Consider the following 15,582-nt stretch of genomic DNA (forward strand, 5'->3'; position numbering starts at 1 on the left):
CAAACCCCCAAAAAGGGGTTATGATGGTGACCGTAGCTCAGTTGGCAGAGCATTGGATTGTGGTTCCAAGGGTCGAGGGTTCGAGCCCCTTCGGTCACCCAGGGTATTCGTAGTGGGTGTGTCACTCTGTGGCACGCCCGCTTTTTTTTGCCCCACACCTCGGGTGATCGATGGTTCTTCGAGAATGTTGCACGAAGTGCCATTCTCGCACATTTGAAGCAAATGTGCTGAGACTTTGCACGAAGGATGAGATGCAAGGCCTGAGGATGAGGGCAAGGTGCACGTAGGGCACCAAGGCCTACCCGGCCGAAGGGAGTGTACTCACGTACGTGACCTAGGCCGAATTCCGAAAGCAACGCCGCAGATTGCCTTCGTGCAACAGTCTCAATATATATGAGACCGTTGAAAATCACGTCTCTGATACCCCTTTAGCCCCAATCCCATTGCCATCGGAGCCAAAAGCCCCCGACCCACAAGGGTCGCCAATCGTGCCGATCTGCTTTGCGACCCCTGGTGGGGTCGGAGAAAACAGTACTGCAAATCGGGCAAAAAACGCCTCTTCTAGGAGCATTGAAAATCAGACACTTACAAGAACCCTTGAGTTTCATGGATAGAAGCGATCTGTTTCACGGATAGAAGCAAAACTTTTCACGGATAGAAGCAATCGCTTAGACGGACAAATGCAAGAAAAAGGTGGATTGATGTAGATTGATGGTAAGTGGTTGAGAATATGAGAGAAAAATAGTGCTGGGATACGCTATATTCGTCAGTACAGAAAGAAAACCGATGTAGAAAGCATTACGCCACTGCATCCGATCGCAGAGCAGATACTCTCACTATTCCCTCCCAAAGAGAAGAAAGAAGACAGCCTGATTTTTGAAACATCGCTCAGTCGAATACAGATAGGGACGCACCTCAAGGCTATTGGTTTGGCTTGTGGCATTCGGCAACCACTTTCATTTCTGCAGCTTGCCATTCATTCGGAACTCTGATATTGGAAGCAGGAGTGCCAATTGAGAGCATCGCTAAGATGAAGGGGCATGCCTCCATTGCCAGCACGCAAATCTATGCCCAAGTCACCGACCAAAAGATCGCAAAAGATATGGAGAGGTTGATAGAGAAAAAATGCGAAAGCAAAGTTTGAGTGAAGGAGAATAGCTTATTCCTCTATGAAAAGTGTTGCAAATCAGCAGTATATGATACATTCGTCCTTTTCTTCCCCCAAAATTTTCATGAACAACAAAAGCTTTGTCTTTGCAAGCAATGCAGTAGAAGTATATTTCAGTCTGAGCTAAAAGAAATCTACGACAGCCCTTTCCTTTTCGGGATGTATCTATTGTCGGTCTCAGATACTTCTTCTATAACATTATCAGCCAAAGCCTTTGCTATATGCCACATCATCACTGGGGGGACAGCATTGCCTATTTGCCTATACGCATACGTATCGGAGACAGGGAACTGAAATGCATCGGGGAACGATTGAATACGAGCTGCCTCTCTTGGTGTAAATCTACGATATAATTCTTTTTGGGGATCAACAAGTAAAACAGGATCTCTTGAGTTTAAGCTAGCTTTAGCAAGATGAGATGTAATGGTCAGGCAAGGTTGATCGAGGTCTTGCCATAATCCTCGCTTCATATTATTCTTAGCATTCTTCATGCCTAAGACTGCTCGCTCAGAGAAATAATATTTTTTATCCTCTAAATCAAGCGTATCAATGACTCTCGACAATGGGGTATATGTCGAAGGTTCGAGAAATGGTTTAGGGAACTCGTATTTGATTTTGATGTCATTTCTAATTCCCACGATAATGACCCTCTCTCGTTTTTGTGGTATTCCAAATTCAACAGCCTTTATCAATTTATATGATATAGCATAACCCTCTTCAGAAAACTCACGCACAATTTTCCGAATGATTTCTCCTTTTTGGAGAGTCATCAACCCCTTGACATTTTCACAAATAAAGAAACGAGGTTTTTTTTCTTGCAAAAAACGGACAATCTCTTTGTATAGATTAGCTCTAGCGTCATTTGTGTCTTTAGTTGGATTTACCGTAGAGAATGACTGGCAAGGAAAACCGCCAATCATAACATCTACATCGCTAATCGCGTGAAAATCTATATCTTGAATGTCAGCACAGATCGCAGGGTGAGAAAAATTGGCATTATAGGTCTCAGTGGCTTTTTTATCAAAATCCACAGCAAATACAATCTCAAAAGGCAAAGAGGGATAGTGCTTAGACAGAAAGTCGAAGCCTCCAAGCATTCCCAAATCGCTACCTCCACAGCCACAGAATAAAGAAGCAACCTTTAGTTTAGCCCTTTTCATAACGCTTTTCTATTACGGATGCCCCAAAATTCATCTGATAAATTGTAGGGTATACTTCGATTTCGTCTTTTTCTGCAAGCAAGTAGGGATTTTGAATTCTAATCACAATTGTTTTGTGTTTTGTAAAATATACCCTATAAACATTGTAGTATTCTCTATATTGCTGAGCTGCGATCCATTCCTTACTTGTCAAATAGAGAGAATCAGACCAATTCTTATCAAATTTGGGTTCGGTCACCCTCTTTGTAGCTTTTACTTCTATATATCTAGCAAACTCTGGATTATGGGGATTCTCATCTCCCTCTATAGAGCAGATATCATACCCAAGTCCTTTTGTTTTACCTAATAGAAGAACCTTGTTGACAAGACGAGCTTTGTATAAACGAATACGTTCCTGTTCCAACTGAAAGACAAGTGCTTCTCCTTCATCTCCCAAATCAATCGTAGATTTGATTGCTGAGCCGTTACTAATCGCCACAGAGGAGCTTGTTTTTGGGTCATTCTCTTTAATAGTCTGAAGCTCGCCTGTAAACTGTCCCTTGAGGTGTCTCCAATCAGAAGCAAAAGCTCTCAAGCAGTCTATATTTTGAAAATCTACTCCTTTGGGAGACAATAAGAAGTCTCTCTCTTTACTTATGAATAGATCTATCGCTTGCTTGGATGAAGGATTGAGCCAGATATGACTCGCATCGACTTCTACAATATTAGTCAGTTCAAGAAGATTAAACTGTTCTTTGATGTGTTGCCAATCGTGAGAGCCACTTAGCGGAGTTCGCTTAATGTTGTTCGATCTATCAGAAATAATTCTCTCCACTACTTCTTTAGCTGATACTCTTCCTTGTAATACATCTAGGTTGTTCAAAGCGTAATATCCGATTTCCTGTTTGAGCAATCGAATATTACGCTCTTCTGCCTCTTTTAACATCGCAACGATAAAGCAAAAGGGCTTGAGTTGTATTGAGTTTGAAAAATCCTCATAGAGCTTGTCGCTTTTCTTTTCTCCATTAGGAAACTGAAAGTTCAAACAAAGATTTTTAAAAAACAGCGTATTGTCCATCTTCTCTCGAAGTACATGACAAGATTCCGATTCATATACCAATTTTTGAGAAGTTGCTTCATCGTACTCTATGTAGTACAAACCTAGTAAGGTACCAGCTATCTCTGTAATATGATTGCGGATCGTTTTTTTATTATTATCTCCAAGCTCTTCAAACGCTGAAGTTTGAAATAACGCTTTGGATATAATCTGATTAGCTCTTTGATCAAATTCTTCCTTAGTACAAGGACAAATCAAATTAACCATATTGGCATAACAAGGCAACAAATCTTCCATATCTGATTGACTTTTGCCTCGTATAATAGTACAACGATATTGGTTCTCTGGATTATATGTCGTCATAACATTTTGCTTATTGGAGAGATTAATTTTTGGGCTATCGCCTTAGCAAGGAGCGGTGGCACAGCATTACCGACTTGTTTTAATTGACTTCCCTTGTTGCCTTTGAAGATAAAGTCGTCTGGAAATGACTGCAGTCGTGCACTTTCCCTGACCGTAGGTACACGATTGTACAGGTAATGAAAGTGATGATTATGCCCTGTATCTATGGTAAAGCTAGGACGTTGACTATTCAACCTTGTCCAAGCGATGTTGACTTTTCTTGTGCCTTGTAGCTCTAAGGGTAAATCCTTATAATTTCCACCATCAGGCACAAGTGCTATTGTGTTAATAGTCTTGGCAGTATGATGTGTGATTTGGTGGTTATATACTCCGATACTACGCTCTCGTATTCGTCTCTGAAAGTCGGACTGTGGCGGAATTGTGTAGGGACTACCATCCTCAAGAGAGTCTTCTTGCAGGTCAGATATAGCCTCTGATACAGTTATAGGACTCTCAATACTCTTAGTCGGAAACTCGAAAGGTTGACCACCTAATAATCCTACAAAAAAGGCTCGACGGCGATTTTGAGGGACACCATAGTCTGAGGCTAGCAATACTTTATACTCGACGCTATACCCCAAGGCTGTAAACTCTTCTACAATGGCATATTTAATGGTGCCACCTGCCATGGAAAGGATGTTGGGCACATTTTCCATAACGAAAGCCCTAGGGCGAAAAGTTGCTACAAAACGAACAAAACTCTTGTATAAAGCATTGCGTTCATCATCTATGATTCGTTTGCCAGCAATAGAAAATCCTTGGCAAGGAGGACCGCCAATGATAACATCTACATCCTTGATACCTCGTTCCTCTTTCAACTTAACAGGGTTAAGCGTTGATAAATCTCCGTAAAACGTATGTGCTTTGGGGCGATTATGAACATAGGTATCAAGTGCATCTTGCCAGTTGTCAATAGCCAGTAATCCCTCGAAACCTGCCATCTCAAAACCAAGAGACATTCCTCCACATCCCGAAAAGATATCAATAAATGTAAGTTGTTTCACTTTTTATTCTATTAAATCTTTAGGAGAAGCTCCGAGCAAATCCGCAATTTTGAAAATGGTTTTAAGATTGGGCTGTTTGCGATTACAGGCATAAGCATTCGTAATGCTAAAAGACACCCCAAGTTGCTCCGCAAGCCATACTTGCGTATACCCCTTAGCTTTTAACTGCTCTTTGATGAGATTGCCATGTCCTTTATCTTGTGCCATATTGTATCTCGACTTTACTTAATTCACCTGCAAATATATGAACTTATAGTGAGAGAAACGAAGAAAATCAGAACGTTTGCATATAGAGACAGTTGCACGAAGGCGATCTGCGGCGTTGCTTTCGGAATTCGGCCTAGGTCACGTACGTGAGTACGCTCCCTTCGGCCAGGTAGGCCTTGGTGCCCTACGTGCACCTTGGCCTCATCCTCAGGCCTTGCATCTCATCCTTCGTGCAAAGTCTCAGCACATTTGCTTCAAATGTGCGAGAATGGCACTTCGTGCAACATTCTCAAATGAAGTCATCCTGGGCGGTTCCGTTTTTTTCTTTTTTCGGGCCAAAGATAGTGCGGGGTGGAGGCCTTGGGCTCGGAAATAGGGGTAGAAATGTTATCTTTGTGGCATGAAAAGGAATAAACTTTACCCCATACTATTGTTGCTCCTGCTGTTGGTTGCCCCCTCTGTGGAGGCACAGGAGGTCGCGCCGGTGCGTGATCTGCTGAAGGAGCTTGAGTCGGATGTGCCCGGCCAGGGTGTCGTCCGTATCTATCAGTCACCGGCTATTGCGGCCTTGGTGAGGATGTGCCGGCCGGGTGATCCGGAGGTGAGTGGAGAGCGCCACCGCTCGATGCAGGGCTATAGGGTGCAAATCTATAGTGGAAACGCCGTGAACAGCAAGGAGGTGGCCGCCGAGCGTTCGGCTCAGGTGCGTGCTCACTTTCCGGAGCTGACGACGGAGACGATCTACAAGGCGCCTTTTTGGCGGGTGCAGGTGGGAGACTTTGTGAGCCGCGAGGAGGCACAGGAGTGCCTGGAGCGTATGCGTGAGGCTTTCCCGTCGCATGGCAGGAGTATGTACATTGTCCGAACCACAGTGAAGGTACCACTATGAGTGCATCCGCCCATCACGACAACCCCTACTTCACGGAAGACCAGGATCGCGACCTGGTGGAGTACACCGAGCGAGAGCTTGCCACGAGGATAGCGGATGTGCTGCGCTTGCTCGAGCCGGAGCCCGATCGCGAGGGCTTGGTGGACACCCCTGTGCGGGTGGCCAAGGCGCTTCGCTTTTTGACCCAAGGGTACCGCCAGGATCCTGAGGCGGTGCTGATGTCGGCGAGGTTTGAGGTGGACTATCGCCACATGGTGATCGTCAAGGATATAGGCTTTTACTCCATGTGTGAGCACCATATGCTTCCCTTTTTTGGTCAGGTGCATATTGCCTATATCCCCAATGGCTATGTGACGGGGCTGAGCAAGCTCCCTCGTGTGGTGGATATTTTTGCCCGTCGTCTGCAGGTGCAGGAGCGACTGACTACGCAGATCAAGGACTGCATCGAGGCGGCACTGAGCCCTCTGGGGGTGATGGTGGTGATAGAGGCGCAGCATATGTGCATGCAGATGCGTGGGGTCCAAAAGCAAAACTCCGTGACGACAACCTCGGCTTTTACGGGAGCCTTTAGGCAGGAGTCGACAAGGGAGGAATTCATGAACCTAATCCGAAAGTAAGTGGTACGAGATCGACAAAGCCGTTCGGACTATGAGATCATGGCTCCGGTGGGGAGCTGGGAGTCTTTTTGGGCGGCTGTTCAGGGCGGTGCGGATGCGATCTACTTTGGCATCGAGGGGCTCAATATGCGGGCTCGGTCGGCCAAGACTTTTGACACCGAGGATATGCGTGAGCTGGCCCGCCTCTGCCGTGAGCGGGGGATGCAGAGCTACCTGACGGTCAATACTATCATCTACGACGACGATATGGAGCTGATGCGGCAGATCATCGATGCCGCCATCGATGCCGGGGTATCGGCGATCATAGCGAGTGACATAGCGGCACTGGAGTATGCGCATAGCCATGGCATGGAGGTGCACCTGAGTACGCAGCTCAATATCACCAATGTGGAGGCGCTGAGGTTCTATGCCCGCTTTGCGGATGTCGTGGTGCTGGCACGCGAGTTGACTCTCGAGCAGGTGGCGGTGATCCATCGTGCGATCGTGGAGGAGCATATCTGCGGCCCCTCCGGCCGTCTGATCCGGATCGAGATGTTTGCGCACGGAGCCTTGTGCATGGCGGTGAGTGGAAAGTGCTACCTGAGCCTGCATGAGATGAACTCGAGCGCCAACCGCGGGGCCTGCAACCAGATCTGCCGGCGCGGCTATCGGGTGACGGACAACAGCACGGGCGAGGAGCTGGCGGTGGAGAATGAGTACATCATGTCGCCCAAGGACCTCAAGACGATACACTTCATCAACAAGATGATGGATGCCGGGGTGCGGGTCTTCAAGATTGAGGGACGCGCCAGAGGGCCTGAGTATGTGCGGACCGTCTGCTCCTGCTACAACGAGGCGATAGAGGCCTGCCTGGATGGGACGTTCGGAGAGGCGAAGATCGAGGCGTGGAATGAGCGTCTGAGCCGGGTATTCAACCGAGGTTTTTGGGATGGGTACTATCTCGGCCGGAGGCTTGGGGAGTGGACGCATAGGTATGGCTCCTCCGCCACACGGGTGAAGGTGGCTGTGGGTCGGGTGAGCAAGTACTATGGCAAGATCGGCGTGGGGGAGTTTGAGCTGGAGAGCTCGTATGTCCAGGAGGGGGAGGAGCTGCTGGTGTCGGGTCCGACCACGGGTGCCGTCTTTTTTGCCGCAGAGGGGATGCGTCTCAATGATGGCGAGCCGACCACGGCTGTCCGGACCAAGGGGACCCTCTTTAGTTGCAAGGTGCCGGAGAAAATACGCCCCAATGACCGCCTGTATGTGATGAGGAAAAAAACACAAAAGGAATGAACAAAAAGGAGTATCGCTATATAGAGGAGATGAAGGTGCGCGACTACGAGTGCGACCTCCAAGGAGTGGTCAACAACGCCAACTACCTCCACTACATGGAGCATGCCCGGCATGAGTTTTTGGAGGCGATGGGGGACAACTTTCAGCGGATGCATGATGAGGGGATCGATGCCATGGTGGCTCGTGTCGAGATCGACTACAAGGAGTCGCTGAGGAGTGGCGAGCGCTTTTGGGTGGGGATCAACTTTGAGCGGCAGGGGGTGCGCCATATCTTTCACCAGGATGTCGTACGTGAGCGAGATGGGGTCGTCTGCACCCGAGCAAAGGTGCATGTGGTGGTGCTCGATCGAGGTAAGCTCACCCGTGGAGAGTACCTGGCCGACCTCCTCCAAAAGTTTGGGGAGAGGTGAACCTCACAGCGGAGCAGCAGGCCCTCCTCCGGCTCAGCCTGACTGAGGGGGTGGGACCGGTGACGGGGCGCGGACTGATCGACTACTGTGGATCGGCCACTGCCCTGTACAGTACCTCGGAGCGACAACTGGCCGATGCACCGGGGGTGGGGCGCAAGCTGGCCTCTCTCCTCCACCACTCGTCCGGTGCCTCTCGGCAAGCGGAGGAGCAGTCGCTCCTCCTGCAGCGTGAGTGCCTGAGGGGAAATCCTATCCGACTCATCTGCTCGGGAGAGCCCGGCTATCCCGAGGCACTGGATCACTGTGCGGATGCCCCCCTGGTCCTCTATGCCTCCGGTGACCTCCCGGTGGATGCCCCGATGATTGCGGTCGTCGGAACCAGACGCTGTACCCCCTATGCAGAGGATGCCCTGCGCTATATCATAGGCGAGTGGGCGACGGTGTGCCCCGACTTGGTGATCGTGAGTGGACTGGCCTACGGTGTGGATGCGGTGGCCCATCGCCTGGCACTGGAGACAGGACTACGCACGGTGGCTGTGCTGGCCCATGGGCTGCAAACGATCTACCCCGCCACTCATCGACAGCTGGCTTGCCGGATCCGTGAGAGTGGAGGGGCACTCCTGACGGAGTATCCGCTGGGGACCAAGCCGCTTCCACAGCGCTTCATCGCTCGCAACCGTATCGTCGCCGGCCTCTCGAGTGCAACCCTCGTGGCCGAAAGCCCTGAAAAGGGCGGGGCTATGGTGACTGCGGCACTGGCCTTTGAGTACGGCCGAGAGGTCTATGCTGTGCCTGGGCGACTCTTTGACCACACCTCGGAGGGCTGCAATCGCCTGATCGCACAACAAAAGGCCACCATCCTGGAAAACCCCTCGCAGGTACTGGAGGATCTGGGGCTGATACGGTCGTCTCAACCCAAAGGCACGCCCCTCCCCTTTGCCGCACCGGAGGGTGCCGACTCTGCCGAGGTGGATCCTATCTTGCGCGAACTGACCCGGTACGGTGAACTCTCCCTGGCCGACCTCTCGGATCGTCTTGGGGAGCCGATCTCCACGATCTCCTCGCTACTCTTTGGGCTCGAACTGGAGGGACGGGTCCGCTCCCTCCCGGGCGGACGATACCGACTGATCCAACACGGCTAACCCAGCACCAATACCGCACCAAGGTGATAGGCCGACAGCCCCCTAGGGTTGTAGCCTAAGTAGGACCATAAGCCCGTAGGAGGTCATCCTGAAGGGGTGATCAAGGCCGGTGGTCAGCGGACGACGGGCGTTTTCTTCCCAAAACGCCCGAAGGGTGAGGGCTTGGGAGAGTTTGTAGTCAATGGAGGCTTGGAGGAGGTGGGTATCCAGCCCTTGTGTGGCGACGGAGCTGCCGGTGCGGATGTTGCGCGCTAGCAGGTAGGTCCGAATATAGGTGTGCGTGAGGTATGCACTGATCTCGTGCTGTGTGTCCCCCAGAAGCGGAAGGGTGGCCCCAAAGGGAGCCGGGAAGGCTCTCGTGTAGCCTATGGTGGATCGCAGCTGGGTATCGTGCTGCTCCAGCAGTCGCAGGGAGGCGAGGAGCAGGGTATTGGATCTCCGCAGGGTGTACTGCTCACCGATGGTGAGCCCCCAGGTCGTGGTGAGCTTGAGCCCGGCCAGTGGACTTAGCTCGTCGACCTGGGTGATGGTGCGCAGGCTGAGCCCCTTTGTCGTCTGCTCGTATGCCGGGACATCCAGGTAGCCACTATAGCGGTGTTCGAGTCGGAGGGTGGAGAAGTGTCGGGCGAGTAGGGGCGATGCTTGGGTCAGATCGTAGGTGATGAGCCAAGCCGGAAGTAGTGTCCCGTAGGCGGGCAATCCTCCGGTCAGCCTCCCTGACAGTGTGTACCGTGCCACAAAAGCCTGCTCCGGGGCTTGTCCGTCGGCACAGAGCCGGATAAATGAGTCGTAGAGGGTGGAGGGGTGACCGGAGCGCTGTAGAGAATTCTCGAAAAGGGAGCGTAGACCCCAGCTGCTGAGGCGAATGCTGCCCGATTGGCGGAGAGGGGTCCCGGTTTTTCGGGACAGGGTGGTGTGTCGATGGTTGCGTGCCTGTAGATTGAGCTCCAGCAACAGTCCGGGGAGTAGCCGGGCCGAGCAAGTGACCTCGTACTCTTGTCGGACGTAGTGACTGGCTTGTCGGGGCGAGGAGAGGTCCGTGAGCAGCCACCGGTCCTGTATTGCCTTGGAGAGCGTGGCCGGGCCGCTTGTCCACCCCAGTTGGTAGAGGTAGAGCTGTGGTACCCCCATAGCACTGCGGGCCTCCAGCCCCAGGCCGGGGATGGTGCTACCGGTCTGATACCCGGCGCGAAAGGAGAGGCGCTTGGGCCGGAAGGGGCTGTCTTTTGCGAAAAGGGTCTCCAGATCGTACGCCAAGCGTCCGTCGAGAGAGACGGTGGAGCTGGCTTGATGCCCATTTTGGACAGTGGCCGTGCGAAGGCCCCTCTGCCAGTCAAAAGTGGTGCGCCAGGTGGCTGAGGCGGTCAGAGGAGCCAAAAGCCGGGCTTGCAGCCGGGGTAGTCTGGCGGTGAGGTCGGTGGTGGCCCGATAGTGCTCAGTGCGGCCAAGTGACTTGATAGCCCGCAGGAGCTCACCGGAGAGGAGGCTGAAGGCTTGGTCCGTATTGGCGGTGTGCGCTTGGGCCATCGGCTCCTCGATGAGTGCTGTGGTCGATCCGGTAAGCCCCACGGACAGGCACTGAATCGGCTGGTAGCGTAGACGGAGAGCTCGGTCCCACTTCCAGTGGCTCAGGGTGACGGCCTTGTCGGCACCCGGTAGGAGTGTGTGGCGGTAGAGACGATCCCATGAGGAGGAGAGGTATAGGCTGTTGGACGGGGATGGACGATAGTCGTAGAGGAGCTCGGTGCTCATCCGTCGCTCCTTGCTGACGGGTAGGTAGGGTGACCTGGTGTCTGAGTGGTGGAGCCGGTAGGAGAAGTGGAGGTTGGAGGGGTCGTAGAAGGCTCCGGAAGCGATGATGGGCCCGAGGTGCCAATCCTCTAGGTGCCACAGGGAGGTGAGGTGGTGCCCCATGCCCTTTTCGCCATCCCGTCCGCGGTCGTATCGTAGATCGGAGTGGGTGGGACTGTAAAAGGGGGTGGTGGAGCGACGCTCGGTCGAGAAGCGAAGTGGTGCGTGGACTTGCCAGGTGGTGGGTGCCAGGTAAGAGAGGTCGAACTGGCCCGAGAGGGCTAGAAATCGAGTGTCCTCCAGCGAGGTAAAGCGACTGTCCCGGGTAAGGGAGGTGAATCCTGCGGAGGTGTAGCCCCCCTCCGCACGCAGATCTAGTAGATCCGACAGTGTGAGGGTACCGGAGGTGAGTAGGGCATCGCCTCCGAGGTGCCGTGTGCCGGATACGCTGAGCTCATTGACCCAGACCTCTCCGGAGAGGATCCCTCCAGTGCGGGAGCGCAAACCTATGAGGACAGAGGAGACTTCGCCAAGTGTGGGATAGCCCTTGAGGCAGATATTGCCTTGTCGATAGGGCTGCCCGGGATCGGCCCCTTCGTGGTCTCGCGCTTGCTTGAGTGCTGTGAGCTCGGAGAGGGTGAGGACAAGCTTGTTTTCATCGGGCCATACCAGTCGACGAAGGTCGAAAGGTGTGTAGCCGGTATAGTCACCGAGCGGCGTGGGGGAGAGTGGGTGCCGGATCTCGTAGTAGTTTTGGGTGAAATCCGAGCCCAGGCGGACAAAGAGCTCCACTTCGCCCGACCGTAGGTCCTGCTCGGAGTGGAGGTGTGTGTGTAGGGTGAGGTGATCGTAGTGGCGGAGGTCCCATCGGGGGTTGTAAAAGACAGCCACGGGTTGATCTTGGTGGAGCTGATCAAAGGTGAGGGCAAGGGCACGCTCATCGGAGCGCATAGGCGACATGGGAGTGAAGATGAGTTCTTGCCCGACTCCGGGAGGTGAGACGTAGGGGATGGGCTTGCGCCCGGAGTCTTCCTCCAAACTTAGTTGGCTGACCGCAAGGGAGGCCGTCTGGGTGTCCTTGGGGTCGATGGGGCGGTTGTAGTTTTGCCAGGAGGAGGAGACGAAGCGAAGTAATGCCCACCGAAGGTGGATGGGGGCGGTGAATCCTCGCAACACTAGGCGGACGGATGGCACATCGCGGAGTGTCGGTGAGCCATACTCGGAGTGGGGGTGATCCAGAGGTATGCGGAACTTGATCCAGCGGACGGTCGTCTGTCTCCCGGCTCCACGGTCTACCGTGTAGGTGCGCTCTCCGACAATATAGGGAGAGTGCTCCTTGGTCAAAGCCGGTGGGCTGAGGGGTAGTCGGTACCGAAAGTAGTGCTCCTCGGTATCCAGCAAGAAGTTGCGGTTGAGATCCTCCTTGTCCGGCTCCCATGTGGCCGCACTCCGGATCCCCTGAATTGTGTGACCGCCGGTATTGCCCTCTGTGCCGTTGATGTACTTGTAGCGCTCTAGGACGGTAGCCTCGGTGCGATCCCACTCCTCTCCAAGGTAAAAACGGTAGTCGTCTGCCGCAGGGTCTCTCCAAACCTCCGGGTCGGAGGTATGCCGAAGTAGTGCTTGGTACAGAGGGTGTCGTCGCTCCTCTTCCGAACTGAGCCCATCAAGTCCTCTGTCCTGAAGCGCCAAGGGTACCGCACCGGTTTGGTCAAAAGTGTAGGTGTCGGCAATCTCTGTAGGTACTCGCCCATAGTCGCTGTCGGTGTAGCTCCCCGGCCCCTCGTAGTAGAGTTGGCCATCTGGCAGAACTTCCTCGGAGAGACGCCCCAAGTCGATCAACAACTCCCCGGGTGAAGTGTTGGGGTCCAGTGTGTAAGGATCCAGTAACCAGCCCTCTAGGTAGAGGATCTGCTCCTGCTCAAAGTCGGTGACCTCCAAGGGGCGTGTGATGGAGCCCCAACTCTCTCCCGGTGACACAAAATGGCCGGAGGCATCCAGTGTGGAGGGAGCGGCCGTGTATGGGCCACGCTCTTGGGGATAATAGGAGAGGTTGAGGGTAGACAAGTATTGTTGCTGTGCCGGACCCGGGTCTCGGCCGGGGAAAAGTGCCTGAGTGGCGACTTCGCATACCAATGGGTTGGTCCGCTCCGGGAGATTGTCTCGGAGGGAAGTTGGCTGGCCCGGCACTCCGTCTCTTACCAAAAGTGGGTCGACCGTGTACCATGCCAGTCGAGCTCTATGATCAAGTGCAGAGCTGTTTTCCGGAAAGGGGTTGCCACTTATGGACCAATCGTGTGGATAGACCAGTGTGATGCTCCTCCCCTTTTGCTCAAAGTCCTCTAGGACGATGGCTTGATCCTTTGGAGTGTTGTAGTTGGACTTTAGGTTGGCATAAGCGATCTCTAGGTGCAGGGCTACGGGCTTTTGCAGGCGTCCGGGGAGTAGGTGGTCGAGGTAGTCGGTGAGCCTTTTTCCCCGGTAGTCATAGGTGGCATTCATGCCCCAGAGGGTATTGTGGAGGGGTTCTTCGCCCAGTCGGACTCTCCGGGTCGGAAGGGTCTCGGTGTAGTCCAGCACGGTCCCGCCAAGTGATAGGCCGGGCAGGAGTTGTAGCTGAGCTTCCAGCCCAATGAGTGTTTTTTCCTTTTTTCGTGCCAGTTCGCGCTCTCGTATAGTCACCTCCACAGACTCTGCCTGTGGTGTGTTTAGCGTGAGTGTGCCGGTGGTGTAGTCCACAGAGTAGTCGAGCCCCTCACTCAGTATGCGTGCCGGTGTGCGGACGGTTAGGTCTCCCGGTGCGAGCGAGGTGGTCCCCAGAGGTATGCTCCTGGTCTCGCCACCTGAGAGGTCGCCTCGTAGAACAAAGCGGTCAAGCTCTGTGTCCTCAATGGCTTGCGCGGGGGTAGTCGTGTAGAGTGAGGTGTATGGCTCATCGGGAATCGTGGCAAACGGCCTCCTGAAAGGGAGAAAAAGGGTCCCTCCATTGCGCAAGAATAGTGTCCCCGGCAAGTAGTCCAGAAGTCCATCTGCCCGAGCGGAGCTACCCGAAAGATCCGTCCGGTCGAGTGCAAACTTCTCGATCCATGGTTTCCCTCCTGTGTCTGTGGGGCGGTCTATGGCTGTGCCTGGTGTCCGGTAGTAAATGTTGAGCGTCAGATCCTCGGGCTCTATCGGGCGACTGCTGTAGGGGATGCTGTATCCGTTTTTCATCATCAGCTCCCATAGAGGATCGCTTGGCAACTTGGTATCCCCGGATAGGAGAGCGGCCTCTAGGTGGTCACTTTCACCGACAAAAGTACCTACCTGATAGTCCTTTCCCTTGTAGCTGTAGCTGTAAACTACAGCGAGCTGTTGACGCTCGGCAAGTGGAAAATTGAGAGAGATGAAGCCCAGGGTTGGGTGGACGGTGTAGTCCGACTCCTGCAGCCGTGTGGCATTGTGGAGGGAGTGCCCTTTTGATCCCGAAGTGTCGGACGATGGGGGAGTGTCCAGCGTGAGGGCCCACTCCGGGTAGGCGGTGAGGTCGGCTGTCCGGTGGTCCGTCGAACGTCTACGAGTATCGGTGACCCAAAGCTCCACGTGGCGGATGTATAGGTCACTTGTGACGAGAGGAAGGGTGGAGAGAGCTTGATCGTACTTGCGTGCGAAAAACTCGGAAAGAAAGAAGTGTTGGGCAAACTGGTACTCAGAGCTACGCACCTCAAAAGGAAGAAGACGCTTCCCCCCTTGGATCCGGATCTTTCGCTCATTGTCGTGCCGGCGAGCGGCTAGTGCTGTAAGGCTCAGTGGCCCGATCCGAAAGTCCGATCGCAATCCAAGGAGGTCACTGCCGAGGGCCACCAAGGGGTTTTGACTTGTGAATTGGATATTGCCGGCTTGGACGTTTTGGACCAAATCGTACTCATCACCGACATAGGCGAGCCGGACAGACTGGCGGTCGGCCGGCAGTGTGGTGTGGGTATTGTATCGGAGGTCCATCCGTATATGATCACCGTAGGAGGCTTGGACCCCGAGTGTTGTCTCGTAGCTAAAACCTACATAGCTCCTATGACGCATCTGTACCGGCAGCATCGGTGATCCATCACGTATGGTGGTCTGCTCGAGCCGTAAACGGGCTTCACCAACGGTAGTCAGACTGAGCCCTTGGGGCTCCCGCTTGGGCGGAACTTCACGGATAGACCGTACCGGAGTGGGATCGGTAGAGAGTAACTGTGTCTCTCTATACTTTAGGTACTCCTTGAGCGACAGTACTTTTGCCAGCCGCCATGCCCCGACAGAGTCTTTTTGGTGGATCAGGTATAGGTGCCCCTCTCGGTCGTAGACTACGGAGTCCGGTCGGGTCTGAGCGACCATCTGTTGCAGAGGGAGAAGTGTCAGAAGTACGCAGAGACCATACCATACTATCAGTCGGGCTATCCGGCTCCGTTGTCTTCTGTCCATATACTTTAGGACGCTTGTGCGCTTTGCGATCCCACCCAGAG

10 protein-coding genes, 1 tRNA gene and 1 pseudogene are annotated in these 15,582 nt (G+C 53.4%); 7 read left to right on the plus strand and 5 right to left on the minus strand.

Annotated features, from left to right (window positions below; all coding sequences use genetic code 11):
- Positions 1 to 26: 26 nt before the first annotated feature.
- Together AC1EK1_RS07460 and AC1EK1_RS07465 are read left to right on the plus strand one after the other, a co-directional pair.
- Positions 27 to 99, plus strand: a tRNA-His gene (locus AC1EK1_RS07460).
- Positions 100 to 734: 635 nt separating this feature from the next.
- Positions 735 to 1,144, plus strand: a pseudogene (locus AC1EK1_RS07465) (tyrosine-type recombinase/integrase); the annotation flags it as partial.
- 158 nt (positions 1,145 to 1,302) lie between these two features.
- Here the strand turns inward: AC1EK1_RS07465 and AC1EK1_RS07470 are convergent.
- From AC1EK1_RS07470 to AC1EK1_RS07485, 4 genes are read right to left on the minus strand one after another with little or no spacing between them, the layout of a single operon-like run.
- Positions 1,303 to 2,328: a DNA cytosine methyltransferase gene (locus AC1EK1_RS07470; RefSeq protein WP_480306521.1), complete on the minus strand. Its 1,026-nt coding sequence runs from the start codon at positions 2,326 to 2,328 to the stop codon at positions 1,303 to 1,305.
- Positions 2,315 to 3,727 carry a protein NO VEIN domain-containing protein gene (locus AC1EK1_RS07475; RefSeq protein WP_480306523.1) on the minus strand — a complete coding sequence of 471 codons (1,413 nt, stop codon included), beginning with the start codon at positions 3,725 to 3,727 and terminating at the stop codon, positions 2,315 to 2,317. Before AC1EK1_RS07475 ends, AC1EK1_RS07470 begins: the two co-directional genes overlap by 14 nt.
- A complete protein-coding gene (locus AC1EK1_RS07480; RefSeq protein ID WP_480306525.1) occupies positions 3,724 to 4,770 on the minus strand; it encodes a DNA cytosine methyltransferase in 1,047 nt (348 codons plus the stop codon). The genes AC1EK1_RS07475 and AC1EK1_RS07480 overlap by 4 nt, the downstream gene beginning before the upstream one ends.
- Positions 4,771 to 4,773: 3 nt before the next feature.
- Positions 4,774 to 4,977, minus strand: coding sequence for a helix-turn-helix domain-containing protein (locus AC1EK1_RS07485; RefSeq protein ID WP_480306526.1), 204 nt, complete (start codon positions 4,975 to 4,977; stop codon positions 4,774 to 4,776).
- A gap of 400 nt (positions 4,978 to 5,377) precedes the next feature.
- On the opposite strand from AC1EK1_RS07485, the gene AC1EK1_RS07490 reads away from it, so the two are divergent.
- From AC1EK1_RS07490 to dprA, 5 genes are read left to right on the plus strand one after another with little or no spacing between them, the layout of a single operon-like run.
- Positions 5,378 to 5,866, plus strand: coding sequence for an SPOR domain-containing protein (locus AC1EK1_RS07490; RefSeq protein WP_480306528.1), 489 nt, complete (start codon positions 5,378 to 5,380; stop codon positions 5,864 to 5,866).
- Positions 5,863 to 6,483 (plus strand): GTP cyclohydrolase I FolE, encoded by a 621-nt coding sequence (gene folE / locus AC1EK1_RS07495; RefSeq protein WP_480306529.1) that lies wholly within the window; start codon positions 5,863 to 5,865, stop codon positions 6,481 to 6,483. Before AC1EK1_RS07490 ends, folE begins: the two co-directional genes overlap by 4 nt.
- A gap of 39 nt (positions 6,484 to 6,522) precedes the next feature.
- On the plus strand, positions 6,523 to 7,755 hold the full coding sequence (locus AC1EK1_RS07500) for a peptidase U32 family protein (RefSeq protein WP_480306596.1): 1,233 nt from the start codon (positions 6,523 to 6,525) through the stop codon (positions 7,753 to 7,755).
- Positions 7,752 to 8,165, plus strand: a complete 414-nt coding sequence (locus AC1EK1_RS07505) for an acyl-CoA thioesterase (RefSeq protein ID WP_480306531.1) — start codon at positions 7,752 to 7,754, stop codon at positions 8,163 to 8,165. Before AC1EK1_RS07500 ends, AC1EK1_RS07505 begins: the two co-directional genes overlap by 4 nt.
- Positions 8,162 to 9,307 carry a DNA-processing protein DprA gene (gene dprA, locus AC1EK1_RS07510; RefSeq protein WP_480306532.1) on the plus strand — a complete coding sequence of 382 codons (1,146 nt, stop codon included), beginning with the start codon at positions 8,162 to 8,164 and terminating at the stop codon, positions 9,305 to 9,307. The genes AC1EK1_RS07505 and dprA overlap by 4 nt, the downstream gene beginning before the upstream one ends.
- Positions 9,308 to 9,349: 42 nt before the next feature.
- On the opposite strand, the gene sov is transcribed toward dprA, so the two are convergent.
- A complete protein-coding gene (gene sov, locus AC1EK1_RS07515; protein WP_480306534.1) occupies positions 9,350 to 15,541 on the minus strand; it encodes a T9SS outer membrane translocon Sov/SprA in 6,192 nt (2,063 codons plus the stop codon).
- Between the last annotated feature and the right edge of the window lie 41 nt (positions 15,542 to 15,582).

Source organism: Porphyromonas sp. C0026D3 (genome assembly GCF_056590775.1).

Coding starts and splice junctions, on each gene's coding strand:
- AC1EK1_RS07470 (WP_480306521.1), bottom strand. CDS start 2,328: ATGAAAAGGGCTAAACTAAAGGTTGCTTCTTTATTCTGTGGCTGTGGA.
- AC1EK1_RS07485 (WP_480306526.1), bottom strand. CDS start 4,977: ATGGCACAAGATAAAGGACATGGCAATCTCATCAAAGAGCAGTTAAAA.
- AC1EK1_RS07500 (WP_480306596.1), top strand. CDS start 6,523: ATGGCTCCGGTGGGGAGCTGGGAGTCTTTTTGGGCGGCTGTTCAGGGC.
- folE (WP_480306529.1), top strand. CDS start 5,863: ATGAGTGCATCCGCCCATCACGACAACCCCTACTTCACGGAAGACCAG.
- AC1EK1_RS07505 (WP_480306531.1), top strand. CDS start 7,752: ATGAACAAAAAGGAGTATCGCTATATAGAGGAGATGAAGGTGCGCGAC.
- AC1EK1_RS07490 (WP_480306528.1), top strand. CDS start 5,378: ATGAAAAGGAATAAACTTTACCCCATACTATTGTTGCTCCTGCTGTTG.
- AC1EK1_RS07475 (WP_480306523.1), bottom strand. CDS start 3,727: ATGACGACATATAATCCAGAGAACCAATATCGTTGTACTATTATACGA.
- sov (WP_480306534.1), bottom strand. CDS start 15,541: ATGGACAGAAGACAACGGAGCCGGATAGCCCGACTGATAGTATGGTAT.